The sequence below is a fragment of the Streptomyces musisoli genome (assembly GCF_016741855.1).
Classification (GTDB): domain Bacteria; phylum Actinomycetota; class Actinomycetes; order Streptomycetales; family Streptomycetaceae; genus Streptomyces; species Streptomyces musisoli.
Genome location: NZ_JAERRH010000001.1, coordinates 693,421 through 709,311 on the forward strand (window position 1 = coordinate 693,421; position 15,891 = coordinate 709,311).

The window sequence follows — 15,891 nt, forward strand, 5'->3', positions numbered from 1 at the left end:
CGGCAGGACCCTAGGAGGATTCGAGTGCCGGAGCCGGTTGGCGGCTCCGGGTGCCGAGGTGATGGAAGAAAAGGTTGAGCAGCACCGCGGCGAGCGCGCCCGCGCTGATGCCCGAGCCGAGCACGGTCTGCGCCCAGGGCGGGAAGCCGGCGTAGAAGGTGGGTGCGGCCAGGGGGATGATGCCGGCGCCGAGGGCCACGGCCACCAGGATGATGTTGGAGCTGTCGTCCAGGCCCGCCTCCGACAGCGTGCGGATGCCGCTGACGGCGATCGAGCCGAAGAGCACGATGCCCGCGCCGCCGAGGACCGGCAGCGGGACGAGGGAGACGACCGCGCCGAGGACCGGGAAGGCGCCGAGGGCGAGGAGGGTGCCGCCGGCGACGGCGACGACGTACCGGCTGCGCACCCGGGTGAGGGAGACGACGCCGACGTTCTGGGCGAAGGCCGAGGTGGGGAAGCCGCCGAAGACGGGGCCGAGCAGGGTGGCGATGCCGTCGGTGCGCAGGCCGCGGGTGATGGTCCGCGCGTCGGCGCGGCGGTCGCAGATCTCGCCGAGGGCGAGCATGCCGGCGCTCGACTCGGTCATCAGCACCAGCATCACGATGCACAGCGAGAGGATGGCCGCGGGCTGGAACTCGGGGGCGCCGAAGGCGAACGGGGTGGGCAGCGCGGCGACGGGCGCCGACTTCAGGCCGCTGAAGTCGGCCATGCCGAAGGGGATGGCGGCCAGGGTGCCGATGAGCAGCCCGAACAGCAGGGCGACCTGCTTGACGAAGCCCTTGCCGAAGCGCTGGACGAGCAGGATGACGGCCAGGGTGAACGCGGCGAGCGCGAGGTTCCGCATGGCGCCGAAGTCGGCGGCGCTCTTGTCGCCGCCCTGCGCCCAGCTCACGGGGACCGGCATCAGCGTGACGCCGATCAGGGTGATGACCACGCCGGTGACCAGGGGCGGGAAGAAGCGGAGCAGTCGGCCGAAGAACGGGCCGAGCGCCAGGCAGAAGGCACCGGCGACCATCACCGCGCCGTAGATCGCAGGGAGTTGGTGGCCTTTGCCGCTGGTCTCGGCGATCGCGAGGATCGGCGCGATGCCGGCGGAGGAGGCGGCGTTGACGAAGGGCAGCCGGTTGCCGACGAGGCCCTTGACGCCGATGGTCTGGAGGATGGTCGCGACGCCGGCGATGAGCAGGCTCGCGGCGATGAGCCGGGTGCGGGCCGCGATGTCGAGGCCGCAGGCCTGGCCGATGATGAGCGGAGGAGTGACAACGCCTGCGTACATCGCGGCGATGTGCTGGAGCGCGGCGGGGACGAGCCGCGAGAAGTGGAGCTTCTCGTCCACCGGGTGCACGGACGTGACGGCGTCCTCGGTGTGCACCGGCGGGGTGGAACACGGGGCTGTGGCGGACCCCTTCGCAGGCTGTGCCATTTTGTTCCCTCCGGTGTTGCGTGCCCCCGGCCCCGGTGGCGGGGCCGGGGGCACGCGTCCCGCGTCAGAGGTTGGTCATGTCGACCGGGATGAGCTGCTCGGCGCCGTCCCGCAGGATGGTGGCCTCGATCAGGCCGTAGGGGCGGTCGGCGGCGTAGTAGACGGCACCGTCCTTGGCCTCGTTGTCGATCCCGAAGGGCGACAGGTCCGAGCGGAAGTGGTGCTTGTTCGGCATCGAGAAGCGGATCTCCTCGACCTCGTCGCGGGAGTTCAGCACCCGCACACCCATCTCGAAGAGGGTCTGCTGGAGCGAGTACGAGTAGGTCTCGGCGAACGCCTGGAGCGCGTGCTTGCGCACTCCGTTGTACGAGCGGTCCCAGTCCGGGGCGTGCGAGTCGATGCCGTCCCAGTTGTGCCGCCACCAGGTGGAGACGGTGGTGGCGAGGATGCGGTCGTAGTCCTCCTGAAGGGTGGTGTACTTGTCCTTCAGGTAGCCGAAGAACTCGGAGTTGGTCGAGTTCAGGACGGTCAGGTCCTTGAACCCGGAGAGCACCTGGATGCCGTGGCCGTCGTAGGTGATCTGCGCGACGCGGGTCTCCTGGCCCTTGCGGACGAAGGAGTGGGCGATCTCGTCCGAGCCGACGAAGCGGGCGCCGGACTGCGAGGTCTCGATCCGCTCCCAGCCGTACTCCTCGACGCGGATGCGGGCCCGGGAGATGGACCCGGTGTTGTCCACGAAGTGGCGGGCGAGCTTGACGCCGAAGTCCTCGGCGCTGTCGATCCCGTGCTCCTTGGCGAAGGCGTACACCGTGTTCTTGGTGGTGTCGGTCGGCAGGACGTTCGCGTTCGAACCGCTGCGGTGGACCTCCTCCATGTCGCCGGAGAGGGCGACGGAGACGTTCAGGTCCTTGATGTGGTGCGTGTCGCCATCACGCGTGATCTTGACAACGCGGTTCTCGGCCTTGCCGTACTGGTTCTGTCCCAGGACGAAACGGGTCATGGTGTCGGTCAGCTCCCTCGGTAAACGGAGTAGCCGAACGGGTTGAGCAGCAGCGGAACGTGGTAGTGCTCCCCGGGCACCACCGCGAAGGTGATGGTGACCTCGGGGAAGAACACCGGCCTGCTGTTCTCGCTGTCCCGGAGCGCGGGGGCGTCCTGCTGGGCCGCGGCTTGTTTCTTGGCGAAGTACGTCTCGGTGTCGAAGTCGAGCCGTACGTGGGCGGTCCCCTCCGGCAGGGCCGGGAGGTCCTTGCACCGCCCGTCCGCGTCGGTGGCCGAGCCGCCGAGTGGCTGCCAGCCCCCGTCGTGCCCGGCGCGGGCGGACAGGTGGACGGCGACGGCCTCGGCGGGCCGGCCGACGGAGGTGTCCAGGATGTGCGTGGACACCGAGGCGGTGGTGCTGGTGCTCATGGCTGCTGTCAGTCCTCTTCGACGAGTCGTGCCAGTCGGATGCGGTTGATCTTGCCCAGCTCGGTGCGGACGATCTCCCGCTCCTGCTCCGGCGAGTTCCCGATCCGCTCCTTGACGGCGTCCCGCATCTGTTCACCGGTCCTGCCGGTGGCGCAGATCAGAAAGACATGGCCGAACTTCTCCTGGTAGGCCAGGTTGAGTTCGAGCATCTCCGCCTTGAGCTCTTCGGAGGCGCCGGCCATGCCGCGCTGTTCCCGGGCCGAGGTGGGATCCCCCGGCTTGGGGCGGCCGATCGGCGGGTGCCCGGCCATGGCCTCCTCCAGGTCCTTCGCGGTCAGCTCCGCCATGGCGGCGTCACTGGCTGCGCAGAGGTCCTCGAAGCCGGCGTAGGGACGGGCGGCCAGCAGCCGCCGCGCCCACGCCGTGGAATTGCACGCCTCGCGGAGCGCGACGAGCGCGGCGTCCTCCGGCAAGGCGTTGAAGCGGGCCAGGCCCGGCGGCGTGGAAGTCGAAGTCACGGGTGCCTCCGTGGCCTTGTGCTGAACGGGCTGCCGATAGCTAACGCCCTCCGAAACACAACGTCAACAGTTTGTTGAAAATTCGGGGTAACAAATACGAGGGCCCGACAGTCAGGGTACGAGCGGTCCGCGGACGAACGCCGAGAGCCGCCGCCCGGCCATGCCGGGCGGCGGCTCTCGAGGGCTCCGATCAGGCCTCTCTCTGCCGGTTCAGATAGTTGTAGACCGTGAAGCGGCTGACGCCGAGGGCGCCGGCGACGGTTTCCACGCCGTGGCGGACCGAGAAGGCGCCGCGGGCTTCCAGGATGCGGACGATCTCCTGTTTGGCCTTGCGGTCCAGGTCGGCGAGCGGCATGCCCTTGCGGCGCTCCATCGCGGCCAGGATGTGGTCGAGGGAGTCGGCCAGCTGGGGCAGCCGTACGGCGACGACGTCCGTGCCCTCCCAGGCCAGCACGACGTCGTCGGGACGGGCCTCGTCCGGCGGCACCATCTCGCCGCCGATCGCGTCGACCAATGGCTTCACGGCCGCGATGAACGGCTCGTCCCCGGTGCCGGTCACTCGCCCTCCCCGATCACGTTGACCTGGAGTGAGATGCGGGTGGCGCCGGCCGCGAGCGACTTGCGCAGCAGCGCGTCCACCGCGGTGAGCACGGCGTCCGCACCGCCCTCCGCGGTGTTGCCGAAGGGTCCGACGTCCACGGCGTCCAGCTCTGCCGCCTCGACGACCTCACGGGCGACCACGGCGTGCGGCGGCGCCTCGTCGAGATCGAAGGGCTCGGTCGTGAACTCCACTCTCAATCGCACGCGCACAACCTAACGCCCGGCGCGCGTTTTCGTGCAGCCCCGGCCGGCCCGGGACCGCACCCGTTGCCGGTCCGTCACCCGGCCCACCCCGCGGACCGCGGGCGTCCGCTGGGCGGGCTCCTCTTGACAAGCGACGTCACACGACGGCAATCTTCCATCACGTAGAAACGAACTTCCGCATTACGGAATCTCGACCCACGGAAGGGAGCGCGACCCGATGGGATTCACAGAGCAGCGCTTCAACGTCAACCTGTCGATCCTCTTCACGGAACTCCCGCTCCTGGAGCGTCCCGCGGCCGCCGCCGCGGCCGGCTTCACCGCGGTCGAGCTGTGGTGGCCCTGGATCGAGACCCCCACCCCCGAGCAGTCCGAGCTCGACGCCCTGAAGAAGGCGATCGAGGACGCGGGCGTGCAGCTCACGGGCCTGAACTTCTACGCCGGGCAGCTGCCCGGCCCCGACCGCGGCGCCCTCTCGGTGCCCGGTGAGGAGTCGGAGCGGTTCCGCGCCAACATCGACGTGGCCGTCGCCTTCGGCCGGTCCCTGGGCTGCACGACGTTCAACGCCCTGTACGGCAACCGCGTCGAGGGCGTGGACCCGGCCGAGCAGGACGCCCTCGCCCTGGAGAACCTGGTCCTCGCGGCCCGGGCCGTAGGCCGGGTCGGCGGGACCATCCTGATCGAGGCTCTCAACCGGCCCGAGTCGCCGAAGTGCCCGATCGTGAGCGCACCCAAGGCGATCGAGATCGTGGACAAGGTCAACGCGGCGACGGGCCTCGGGAACGCCAAGTTCCTGATGGACCTCTACCACCTGTCCATGAACGGCGAGGACCTGCCCTCGGTGATCGAGAGCTACGCGGCGAAGACCGGACACGTGCAGATCGCCGACAACCCCGGCCGCGGCGCCCCCGGCACGGGTGCGCTTCCGCTGGAGGAGCTGCTGGACCAGCTGAAGAAGGCCGGTTACGAGGGCTGGGTGGGCCTGGAGTACAAGGCCGGCGACCGCCCGAGCGCGGAGGCCTTCGACTGGCTGCCGCGCGAAGCACGCGCGGCGCGCTGAACCCCCGACTTTGCAGAGCAGTTGAGAGAGGCACCCCCATCATGAGCAACCTTCCCAAGATCGCCTGGATCGGCCTCGGCATCATGGGCTCCCCCATGTCCGAGAACCTGATCAAGGCGGGTTACCAGGTCACCGGCTTCACCCTGGAGCAGGAGAAGCTGGACCGCCTGGCCGCCGCCGGCGGCACCGTCGCCGCCTCGATCGCCGAGGCCGTGCGCGACGCCGACGTGGTGATCACGATGGTGCCCGCGTCCCCGCAGGTCGAGGCCATCGCCTACGGCCCCGACGGCATCCTGGACAACGCCAGGCAGGGCGCCCTGCTGATCGACATGTCCTCGATCACCCCGCAGACCTCCGTGGACCTGGCCGCCGCCGCCAAGGACAAGGGCGTGCGGGTGCTGGACGCCCCGGTGTCCGGCGGCGAGGCCGGCGCCATCGAGGCCGTACTGTCGATCATGGTCGGCGGCGAGAAGGCCGATTTCGACCAGGCCAGGCCGATCTTCGACGCACTCGGCAAGACCATCGTGCTGTGCGGCCCGCACGGCTCCGGCCAGACGGTGAAGGCCGCCAACCAGCTGATCGTCGCCGTGAACATCCAGGCGTGCGCGGAGGCCGTGGTCTTCCTGGAGAAGTCGGGCGTGGACCTGGAGGCCGCACTGGACGTCCTCAACGGCGGCCTGGCCGGCTCCACCGTGCTGACGCGCAAGAAGGACAACTTCCTGGGCCGCGACTTCAAGCCGGGCTTCCGCATCGACCTGCACCACAAGGACATGGGCATCGTCACCGACGCGGCCCGCAACGTCGGCGCCGCCCTGCCGGTCGGTGCCGTGGTCGCCCAGCTGGTCGCCTCGCTGCGCGCCCAGGGCGACGGCGGCCTGGACCACTCGGCCCTGCTGCGGGCCGTGGAGCGCCTCTCCGGCGCCCAGGTCTGACGGCCCTCCCGAGACTTCCGGGCCGCGGCGGCGCCGACACCTGTCCTGTCGCGCCCAGGCGTCGCCGCGGCCCGGAATCCACCCTGCCCACCCGTTCAACAAAACGTTGAAACCTACTTCAACAAACTGTTGACTCTCCTGGTGGGGCGTTCCTACGCTCAGTCCACCGTCACCAGGCCTCAGCAGTCCCGTTCGGAAGGTCCCCATGTCGAAGCGCGTGCTCACGACCGAGTCCGGCGCCCCGGTCGCCGACAACCAGAATTCCGCCTCCGCCGGCGTCGGCGGGCCGCTCCTGATCCAGGACCAGCAGCTCCTGGAGAAGCTCGCGCGCTTCAATCGCGAGCGCATCCCGGAGCGCGTGGTGCACGCCCGCGGCTCCGGCGCGTACGGCCACTTCGAGGTGACCGACGACGTCACCGGCTTCACCCACGCCGACTTCCTGAGCGAGATCGGCAAGCGCACCGAGGTGTTCCTGCGCTTCTCGACGGTCGCCGACTCGCTCGGCGGCGCGGACGCCGTCCGTGACCCGCGCGGCTTCGCCCTCAAGTTCTACACCGAGGAGGGCAACTACGACCTCGTCGGCAACAACACCCCGGTGTTCTTCATCAAGGACCCGATCAAATTCCCCGACTTCATCCACTCGCAGAAGCGCGACCCGTTCACCGGCAAGCAGGAGCCGGACAACGTCTGGGACTTCTGGGCCCACTCCCCCGAGGCCACGCACCAGGTGACCTGGCTGATGGGTGACCGCGGCATCCCGGCGTCGTACCGGCACATGGACGGTTTCGGCTCGCACACCTACCAGTGGACGAACGCCAAGGGCGAGGCCTTCTTCGTCAAGTACCACTTCAAGACGAACCAGGGCATCCGCACCCTGACCGCCGACCAGGCGGCGGAGCTGGCGGGCAAGGACCCCAACTCGCACCAGACGGACCTGCTCCAGGCCATCGAGCGCGGGGTGTACCCGTCCTGGACCCTCTACGTCCAGCTCATGCCGGCGGCCGAGACGGCCAACTACCGCTTCAACCCGTTCGACCTGACCAAGGTGTGGCCGCACGGCGACTACCCGCTTCGGCGCGTGGGCCGTCTGGTGCTGGACCGCAACCCGGACAACGTCTTCGCCGAGGTCGAGCAGGCCGCGTTCTCCCCGAACAACTTCGTGCCGGGCATCGGCCCGTCGCCGGACAAGATGCTCCAGGGCCGTCTGTTCGCCTACGCGGACGCCCACCGCTACCGCCTGGGCGTGAACCACACCCTGCTGCCGGTCAACTCGCCGAAGGCGGTCGAGGGCGGCGCCCGGAACTACGGCCGCGACGGCTTCATGGCGCTCAACGCCCAGGGCCGTGACGCGAAGAACTACGAGCCGAACTCCTACGACGGCCCGGCCGAGACCGGCCGCCCGCTGTCGGCGCCGCTCGCGGTGTCCGGTCACACCGGCAACCACGAGGCCCCGCTGCACACCAAGGACGACGACTTCGTACAGGCCGGTGAGCTGTACCGGCTGATGTCGCAGGACGAGCGGTCCCGCCTGATCGCGAACATCGCCGGCGGCCTGTCGCAGGTCTCCCGCAACGACGTGGTCGAGAAGAACCTGGCCCACTTCCACGCCGCCGACCCCGAGTACGGCAGGCGTGTGGAGGCGGCGGTCCGCGCCCTGCGCGAGGACTGAGTCCAGGAAACCGCAAGCAGCGTTCGGGATCTGACGGGAGGTCATGATCTCCGCAACGCGGCCCGCGCGAACCGCCTGACGGCCCGGATGAGGGGTGGCCGTACGGCGGTGGGCGCGGGCAGGGCGAGGACCGTGGTGGCGTGCGAGCCAGTGCGGTGGTGAAGGACCGGGTTCCCTTCTCGACCAGAGGGAAGTGGCCCCGGCTCCATCGCACCCACCGCGGTCCCACCCAGCCCCTCAGGGGGCCCAACCGCCCCGTCCGGCGGCGCGAACGACCTGTCGCGCCCAGCCTCGCGCCGTCGGACGGCTACCACGTGAACGCGAAGCGCCCCCCTGGCCAGGGGGGCGCTTCGCGCTGTTCCGGCTCCGACGTGCGCGGCGCCCGTATCCGCAGGACGCTGATCCCATGGCCAATCCGACCCACTACCCGCACATCGTGGTCCATCCACCGGCCCTGGACGGCTCCCGGCGCGTCACCGAGGGGGACGTGATACTGGGGATCGCCTCGCATCTGGACGACGTCGTGGAGATCCTGCGGCTCGCCGACCTGGACCGGATCGAGGTGGAGGAGAGCGACCTGATCGAATGGCACGGCGGCGGCCCGGACGACTGGCCCGGGCTGTCGGAGCACGAGCTGTGACGACGGCGCGTACGGCAGCGGTCGTAGCCCGGCCGCGCAACCCTCAAATGAACCTCTGAACACCGCCGCGGAGGCTTCGGCGGCCTCCGCGGCAGGGCACAGTAAGGCACACGGGACCCGCCGGCACGGGGGCGGCGGGCCCCGCACGGGGGGGGGTGGTCCCATGGGCCGTACGACGTCGACTCCGCATCCGCTGGACCCGTGCGCGGTCGCGCTCCTGCGCGGGGGCGCACGCGGCGCCGTGACCGTCGCCGTGCTCGGGCTGCATCTGAGCGGCGCGGTCGAGGCGGGCCGGCCGGGCACCCTGCGCAAGGCCGCCGCGGGCGGCGCCGGGCCCTTCCGGCATCCGCTGGAGAAGGCGGTCCGTACCGGCCTCTACCGGCCCGCCGGACCGCGGGAGCTGCCCGCCCGCGCGGTGGTGCGGCGGGCCCTGGCCCGGATGCGCGCCGAACTGGTGGCGGAGGGACTGCTGCGCGCCCTGCCGCCCGGCCGCACCCGGGCCGCCCGCCGCTTCCTGACGGCGCTGCGCGAGCACCGACCGCTCCCCGAGGGCCCCGACGGTCTGCCGCAAGAGGAGCTGCTGCTGTGCGTCGCGCTGTACGGCGAGCGGGCCCTGACCGCTCTGGTGCCGCGCTTCGCCCGCGAGGCCGGGCTCACCGGACCGGGGGCGCTCGCGGACGAGGGCCTGTTCCCGTTCGGCCGCGGCGCCGACTTCCGCCGGCTCTACGACGACGAGGCCGCGCACGGCTGGGACGGCGACGACCGCGAGGCCGGGAGCGGCGGCCACGAACACGGGACCGGGCCCCACGGCGGCGGGCACCACGGCGGACACGACCACGGCGGGCACGGGTACGGCGGCGGGCACCACGGCGGACACGGGTACGGCGGCGGCCACGACCACGGCGGCGGCGGTTGCGGGGGCGGGGGATTCTGAGCCGCGCCCGAAGGCTCGCGTCACGCGCCGGGACACGACGAAGGGGCGGCCCACCACCGGGTGGGCCGCCCCTCGCGGGTCAGGCGCGTCAGACCTTCAGCGGCTTGATCGACGTCGGCGCGTGGCCGGGCTCGGTGGCCAGGTCCTCGAACTCGGAGATGTCGCTGATGTCCATGGTGCGGCTCATCGAGATGTTGGTGATCCGCTCCAGGATCGCCTCGACGACGACCGGCACCCGGTACTCGGCGGCCAGCTTCTTCGCCTGCTCGAAGGCGGCGCCCAGCTGGTCCGGCTCGGTGACCCGGATGGCCTTGCAGCCCAGGCCCTCGGCGACCTTGACGTGGTCCACGCCGTAGACGCCGATCTCCGGGGTGTTGATGTTCTCGAACTCCAGGTTGACCTGGAAGTTGATGTCCAGGCCGATCTGCGCCTGACGGATCAGGCCGAGGTAGGCGTTGTTCACCAGCACGTGGACGTAGGGGATCTTGTGCTGGGCGGCGACCGCCAGCTCCTCGATCATGAACTGGAAGTCGTAGTCACCGGAGAGCGCGACGACCGGGGCGTCCGGGTCGGCCTTGGCGACGCCGATGGCGGCCGGGATGGTCCAGCCGAGCGGTCCGGCCTGGCCGCAGTTGATCCAGTGGCGCGGCTTGTAGACGTGCAGCATCTGCGCGCCGGCGATCTGGGAGAGGCCGATCGTGGTGACGTACCGGGTCTCCGGGCCGAACGCCTTGTTCATCTCCTCGTACACGCGCTGCGGCTTCATCGGCACGTTGTCGAAGTGGGTCCGGCGCAGCAGGGAGGCCTTGCGCTCCTGGGTGGAGGCGACCCAGTCGGTGCGGTCGGGCAGCTTGCCCTCGGCCTTCAGCTCCTTGGCGACCTCGACGAACAGCTCCAGCGCGGCCTTGGCGTCGGAGACGACCCCGTAGTCCGGCGGGAAGATCTTGCCGATCTGGGTGGGCTCGATGTCGACGTGGACGAACTTGCGGTCGCCCCGGTAGACGTCGAGCTTGTAACCGGTGTGGCGGTTGGCCCAGCGGTTGCCGATGCCGAGGACGAAGTCCGACTCCAGGAAGTTGGCGTTGCCGTACCGGTGCGAGGTCTGCACGCCGACCATGCCGGCGTTCAGCTCGTGGTCGTCGGCCAGCGCGCCCCAGCCCATCAGGGTCGGGACGACCGGGGTTTGGGTCAGCTCGGCGAACTCGACCAGCAGGTCGGAGGCGTCGGCGCCGATGATGCCGCCGCCCGCGACGATGACCGGCCGCTCGGAGGCGAGCAGGAAGGAGACGGCCTTCTCGATCTGGGCGCGGGTCGCGGCCGGCTTGTAGACCGGGAGCGGCTCGTACGTCTCCGGGTCGAACTCGATCTCGGTGAGCTGGACGTCGATCGGGAGGTCGATCAGGACCGGGCCGGGCCGGCCGGAGCGCATCAGGTGGAACGCCTGCTGGAAGACGCCGGGGACCTGAGCGGCCTCCAGGACGGTCACCGCCATCTTCGTGACCGGCTTGGCGATCGAGGCGATGTCGACGGCCTGGAAGTCCTCCTTGTGGATCACGCTGGTGGGCGCCTGGCCCGTGATGCACAGGATCGGGATGGAGTCACCGATGGCCGAGTACAGACCGGTGATCATGTCGGTGCCGGCCGGGCCGGAGGTGCCGATGCAGACGCCGATGTTGCCCGGCGTGGTGCGGGTGTAGCCCTCGGCCATGTGCGAGGCACCCTCGACATGGCGGGCAAGGGTGTGGCTGATGCCGCCACCCTCTTCGAGGGCCTTGTAGAACGGGTTGATCGCCGCGCCCGGCACACCGAAGGCGTCGGTGACGCCCTCGCGCTTGAGGATCTCAACTGCCGCGCGGGCAGCGGTCATACGAGCCATCGAGTACTCCTGCTTCGGCTTCTCGGATGCGTACTCCCGTCGCGCCCCGCGGTGAGCACAGTCTCCCGATTGTCAATCTCCGCTACGTTTTCCGTAATGCGGAACTTAGTTTCTACTATCTGGAAGCAATGTAAGGGGGTGGACGAAGGTCGTCAAGAGCGGTCCGGACACCGGGAACCGGCGGACAGGAGTGGCCGGAGAGGAGGACGATGGTGAGCGCCGTCCCGACGCGACGCCTGGGAGTGGGGCCATGCCCGAGAGCGTGCCGGTGCGCTGTCCGGTCTGCCGGCGCGCACACGTCTACACCGCGCCCGCGTATCCGTGCGTGTGCGGGGCGCCGGTCACCCCGCGGCTGGATCCGGCGGCCGAGCCGGTCGTGGCGGAGCACCGCGCCTGGGACGACGAGTGGCTCACGGTGGTGTGCGCCGACTGCGGGCGGCCGGGCCACTGGCCGTGCCCGGAACTGGGCTGCCCCTGCGGCACGGTGCTGCGCGTCCCCGTGGCCCGGCAGCGGGACGGCGACTCGGGGGCGGAAGGCCCGGGGCGGCAGACGGCCGCCCCGCCCGATCCGCTCCCCGCACGAGCCGCGGACCGGTCACCGGCCGACGACGACGCCGACGACATGGAGAACCCCGGCGGCGCGTCCATACCGGGCGCTGGCACCGACAGGCCCGGGGACACGTCCGGACCGGGTGACCGCACACGGGAACCCGGCGGCACGCCAGGACCGTGCGGCGGCTCGGGCAGGCCCGGGGGCACGTCCGGGCCGGGCGGGCACCGTGCCCCGTTCCAGCCGCGCACCATCCGCACCGCCCGCGACGCCGTCACCACCGCCGCGCTCTATCTGCGCTGGCTCGGCTACCGGGACATCCGCCGTGCCGACCAGCGGCCCCCGCACGGCATCGGGCTCGCCGCCCGCGGGCTGCTCGCCCAGATCGACCCGAGCGTGCGCCCGGCCGCGCCGCGGGACGTGGAGTGCCTGTGGCTGACGGCGATGACCGAGTCCGCGCGGTGCGTGCACTTCTCCCTCGCCGGATACACCGAAGCCGGCCGGTGCGCCGCGGACGCGCTGGGGATCCCGCTGTTCGTGCTCGACCTGACGGGAGTCCCCCAGCCGGTGAACGACGCCGCCGGCACCCTGCACGCCACGGGCGCGCCCGATCCCGGCACCAGGACCCGGGACGGACGGGCCTGACCCCGCCCGGCCCCGCCTCCCGACGAACCCCGGACCGAGTACGCCGCCGACAGCGCGCCCGACCGGGGTCCGACGTGGAACATCGAGCACATGCTCGGTTTCGGGGGTTTCACACCCCGTAGGCCTCCCGGAGTTCCACCTTGCGCACCTTCCCGGACACCGTCATCGGGAAGGCGTCGAGGATCCGGAGCCGGCTGGGGACCTTGTAGTGCGCGAGCCGGCCCGAGCAGAAGGCCCGCAACTCGTCCAGGGTGAGCGGGTCCGCGGGGTCGCTGGGGATGACGCAGGCGAGCACCTCCTCGCCGTACCGCTCGTCCGGCACCCCGACGACCTGCACGTCCCGGATCTTCGGGTGGGCGTAGAGGAACTCCTCGATCTCGCGCGGGTAGATGTTCTCGCCGCCCCGGATGATCATGTCCTTGATCCGGCCGACGATCTCGACGTACCCGTCCTCGCGCATCACCGCGAGGTCGCCCGTGTGCATCCAGCGGCCCGCGTCGATCGCCTCGGCCGTCTTCTCCGGCTCGTCCCAGTAGCCGAGCATCACGCTGTAGCCGCGCGTGCACAGCTCACCCGCCGTGCCGCGCGGCTGTGTCACGCCCGTGGCCGGGTCGACGACCTTGACCTCCAGGTGCGGCAGGACGCGGCCGACGGTACCGGTGCGGTGCTCCAGGTCGTCGTCGATGCGCGTCTGGAGCGACACCGGTGACGTCTCCGTCATGCCGTAGCAGATGGAGACCTCCGCCATGTGCATCTCGGCGACCACCCGCTTCATCACCTCCACCGGACAGGGCGAGCCCGCCATGATGCCGGTGCGCAGGGTGGAGAGGTCGTAGGAGGCGAAGTCCGGGAGGTTCAGCTCGGCGATGAACATCGTCGGGACGCCGTACAGGGAGGTGCAGCGCTCCTGCTGGACCGCCTCCAGGGTGGCCCTCGGCTCGAAGGACGGGGCCGGGACGACCATGCAGGCCCCGTGCGAGGTGGCCGCCAGGTTGGCCATGACCATGCCGAAGCAGTGGTAGAACGGCACCGGGATGCAGATCCGGTCCTGCTCCGTGTAGGCGATCGACTCCCCCACGAAGTAACCGTTGTTGAGGATGTTGTGGTGGGAGAGGGTGGCGCCCTTGGGGAAGCCGGTGGTGCCCGAGGTGTACTGGATGTTGATGGGGTCGTCGCAGGACAACGTCGCCTCGCGGGCCCGCAGTTCGTCCCGCGGGGTGTCCGCACCGCGTGCGGTGAACGCCGCCCAGCCCGGGTCCCCGATGTAGACGGTCTCCTTCAGCCGCGGGCATCTGCCGCGCACTTCCTCGACCATCGCCCGGTAGTCGCTCGACTTGTGGCTGAGGGAGGCGAACAGCAGGGAGATTCCCGCCTGGTTGAGGACGAACTCCACCTCGTGGGTGCGGTAGGCCGGATTGATGTTGACCATGACGGCGCCGACGCGTGCGGTGGCGTACTGCACGAGCACCCATTCGGCGCAGTTGACCGCCCAGATGCCCACCCGGTCGCCCTTGGCCACGCCGCTCGCGAGCAGCGCGCACGCCAGCCGGTCGACGTCGGCGGCGAACTCGGCGTACGTCCAGCGCCGGCCGGCGGGGACGTCGACCAGAGCCTCGCGTCCGGGCCAGGCGGCCACGGTCCGGTCCAGGTTGGCACCGATGGTGTCCCCGAGGAGCGCGGTGGTTCCCGTCCCGTGGCTGTACGACGACTGCTCGGTCACCGGAAGTCCTCCTCGCGGTACTCGTTCTCCGAACCGGCGGCCGTGGCCTCGCGCAGCTCGATCCGGCGGATCTTGCCGGACACGGTCTTGGGCAGTGAGCCGAACTCCAGCCGGCGGATGCGCTTGTACGGGGCGAGCGCCTCGCGGGAGTGCTCGAAGATGGCCTTCGCGGTGCCGGGGCCGGGTTCCCAGCCCTCGGCGAGGACGACGTACGCCTTGGGCACGGCGAGCCGCAGCTCGTCCGGGGCGGGCACGACGGCCGCCTCGGCCACCGCCTCGTGCTCCAGCAGCACGCTCTCCAGCTCGAACGGGCTCACCTTGTAGTCCGAGGCCTTGAACACATCGTCACTTCGCCCGATATAGGTGAGATACCCCTCTTCGTCCCTGGTCGCGATGTCCCCCGTGCGGTAGTAGCCGCCGGCCATGGCCTCCGCCGTACGGTCGGGGTCGCCGTGGTAGCCGGTCATCAGGCCGACCGGGCGGTCGGCGAGATCGAGGGCGATCTCCCCCTCGGCGACGCCCGGCGCGCCGGACACCGGGTCGAGGAGTTCCACCCGGAAACCGGGGCTGGGACGGCCCATGGAACCGGTCTTCAGCGGCTGGCCGGGGCTGTTGGAGACCTGCACGGCCGTCTCGGTCTGGCCGAAACCGTCCCGGATGGTCCGGCCCCAGGCCCGCCGGACCTGCTCGATGACCTCGGGATTGAGCGGCTCGCCGGCGGCCACGACCTCGCGGGGCGGGGACTGGAGCCGGCCGAGGTCGGCCTGGATGAGCATCCGCCACACGGTCGGCGGGGCGCAGAAGGTGGTGACCTGGGCCCGGTCCATCTCGGCCATCAGCCGGGACGCGTCGAAGCGGGTGTAGTTCACGATGAAGACGGTCGCCTCCGCGTTCCACGGGGCGAACAGGTTGGACCAGGCGTGCTTGGCCCAGCCGGGCGAGGAGATGTTCAGATGCACGTCGCCCGGCTCCAGGCCGATCCAGTACATGGTGGCCAGATGGCCGATCGGGTACGAGGTGTGGGTGTGCTCGACCAGCTTGGGGCGGGCGGTCGTCCCCGAGGTGAAGTAGAGCATCAGCGGGTCGTCGGCCAGGGTCGGGCCGTCCGGGACGAAGTCGGCGGCGGCCGCGTAGGCGTCCTCGTACGGCTCCCAGCCCTCCTCCGGCAGGCCGCCGACGGAGATCCGGGTGTAGGCGCCGGGCACGTCGGCGAACTTGGCGGTGTCCTCCGCCCGCACGATCACGTGCTTCACCCGTCCCCGGTCCACCCGGTCGTGCAGGTCGGCCGGGCCGAGCAGCGGGGTGGCCGGGATGACCACCGCGCGCAGTTTCATCGCGGCCAGCGCGGTCTCCCACAGCTCGGCCTGGTTGCCGAGCATGACGAGGATGCGGTCCTCGGCGGCGACCCCGCGGTCGCGCAGCCACCGCGCCACCCGGTTCGAGCGTTCCGCCAGCTGCGCGAAGGAGAGCCGGGTCTCGGTGCCGTCCTCCTCGACGATGTGCAGCGCGGTACGGTCGTTGCCGGTGGCGATCACGTCGAACCAGTCCAGCGCCCAGTTGAAGTGCTCCGGCCGCGGCCAGCGGAAGCCCTCGTAGGCGGTGGCATAGTCCTCGCGGTGCTCCAGCAGGAAGTCCCGGGCACTCCTGAAGGCATCCGTCGCCGTCGTCATCAGCGTCCTCCCATGTTCCCGACCATTGCCGGGCGGCTCTCTG

General features: G+C 70.7%; 15 protein-coding genes. 6 read left to right on the plus strand and 9 right to left on the minus strand.

Annotated elements, in window-relative coordinates; all coding sequences use genetic code 11:
- Nucleotides 1-10: 10 nt before the first annotated feature.
- The 6 genes from JK361_RS02840 to JK361_RS02865 form a co-directional block, all read right to left on the minus strand.
- On the minus strand, nt 11-1,423 hold the full coding sequence (locus tag JK361_RS02840) for a nucleobase:cation symporter-2 family protein (RefSeq protein ID WP_201813987.1): 1,413 nt from the start codon (nt 1,421-1,423) through the stop codon (nt 11-13).
- A gap of 64 nt (nt 1,424-1,487) precedes the next feature.
- Nucleotides 1,488-2,423, minus strand: a complete 936-nt coding sequence (gene pucL, locus JK361_RS02845) for a factor-independent urate hydroxylase (protein WP_201813988.1) — start codon at nt 2,421-2,423, stop codon at nt 1,488-1,490.
- A gap of 8 nt (nt 2,424-2,431) precedes the next feature.
- Nucleotides 2,432-2,833, minus strand: a complete 402-nt coding sequence (uraH, locus tag JK361_RS02850; RefSeq protein WP_201813989.1) for a hydroxyisourate hydrolase — start codon at nt 2,831-2,833, stop codon at nt 2,432-2,434.
- Nucleotides 2,834-2,841: 8 nt separating this feature from the next.
- A complete protein-coding gene (gene uraD / locus JK361_RS02855; protein WP_201813990.1) occupies nt 2,842-3,351 on the minus strand; it encodes a 2-oxo-4-hydroxy-4-carboxy-5-ureidoimidazoline decarboxylase in 510 nt (169 codons plus the stop codon).
- Between the two features lie 190 nt (nt 3,352-3,541).
- Nucleotides 3,542-3,910 carry a helix-turn-helix domain-containing protein gene (locus tag JK361_RS02860; protein WP_201813991.1) on the minus strand — a complete coding sequence of 123 codons (369 nt, stop codon included), beginning with the start codon at nt 3,908-3,910 and terminating at the stop codon, nt 3,542-3,544.
- Nucleotides 3,907-4,155, minus strand: a complete 249-nt coding sequence (locus tag JK361_RS02865) for a YkoF family thiamine-binding protein (RefSeq protein ID WP_201813992.1) — start codon at nt 4,153-4,155, stop codon at nt 3,907-3,909. The genes JK361_RS02860 and JK361_RS02865 overlap by 4 nt, the downstream gene beginning before the upstream one ends.
- A gap of 217 nt (nt 4,156-4,372) precedes the next feature.
- On the opposite strand from JK361_RS02865, the gene JK361_RS02870 reads away from it, so the two are divergent.
- The 5 genes from JK361_RS02870 to JK361_RS02890 all read left to right on the plus strand — a co-directional run bounded on the left by JK361_RS02870 (nt 4,373) and on the right by JK361_RS02890 (nt 9,387).
- On the plus strand, nt 4,373-5,212 hold the full coding sequence (locus JK361_RS02870) for a TIM barrel protein (protein ID WP_201813993.1): 840 nt from the start codon (nt 4,373-4,375) through the stop codon (nt 5,210-5,212).
- 41 nt (nt 5,213-5,253) lie between these two features.
- Nucleotides 5,254-6,144, plus strand: coding sequence for a 2-hydroxy-3-oxopropionate reductase (locus JK361_RS02875; RefSeq protein ID WP_201813994.1), 891 nt, complete (start codon nt 5,254-5,256; stop codon nt 6,142-6,144).
- 205 nt (nt 6,145-6,349) lie between these two features.
- Nucleotides 6,350-7,813, plus strand: a complete 1,464-nt coding sequence (locus JK361_RS02880; protein WP_201813995.1) for a catalase — start codon at nt 6,350-6,352, stop codon at nt 7,811-7,813.
- Nucleotides 7,814-8,219: 406 nt separating this feature from the next.
- The gene (locus JK361_RS02885; RefSeq protein WP_201813996.1) at nt 8,220-8,453 is read left to right on the plus strand and encodes a hypothetical protein; all 234 of its coding nucleotides are present in this window, start codon (nt 8,220-8,222) and stop codon (nt 8,451-8,453) included.
- A gap of 55 nt (nt 8,454-8,508) precedes the next feature.
- A complete protein-coding gene (locus tag JK361_RS02890; RefSeq protein ID WP_268983121.1) occupies nt 8,509-9,387 on the plus strand; it encodes a TIGR04222 domain-containing membrane protein in 879 nt (292 codons plus the stop codon).
- Nucleotides 9,388-9,475: 88 nt separating this feature from the next.
- Here the strand turns inward: JK361_RS02890 and gcl are convergent, their stop codons facing one another.
- A complete protein-coding gene (gcl, locus tag JK361_RS02895) occupies nt 9,476-11,263 on the minus strand; it encodes a glyoxylate carboligase (protein WP_201813998.1) in 1,788 nt (595 codons plus the stop codon).
- 250 nt (nt 11,264-11,513) lie between these two features.
- Here gcl and JK361_RS02900 point away from each other — a divergent pair, with 250 nt between their 5' ends.
- Nucleotides 11,514-12,458: a hypothetical protein gene (locus JK361_RS02900; protein WP_201813999.1), complete on the plus strand. Its 945-nt coding sequence runs from the start codon at nt 11,514-11,516 to the stop codon at nt 12,456-12,458.
- A gap of 109 nt (nt 12,459-12,567) precedes the next feature.
- On the opposite strand, the gene JK361_RS02905 is transcribed toward JK361_RS02900, so the two are convergent.
- The gene (locus JK361_RS02905; protein WP_201814000.1) at nt 12,568-14,178 is read right to left on the minus strand and encodes an AMP-binding protein; all 1,611 of its coding nucleotides are present in this window, start codon (nt 14,176-14,178) and stop codon (nt 12,568-12,570) included.
- A complete protein-coding gene (locus JK361_RS02910) occupies nt 14,175-15,848 on the minus strand; it encodes an AMP-binding protein (protein WP_201814001.1) in 1,674 nt (557 codons plus the stop codon). Before JK361_RS02910 ends, JK361_RS02905 begins: the two co-directional genes overlap by 4 nt.
- Nucleotides 15,849-15,891: the final 43 nt, after the last annotated feature.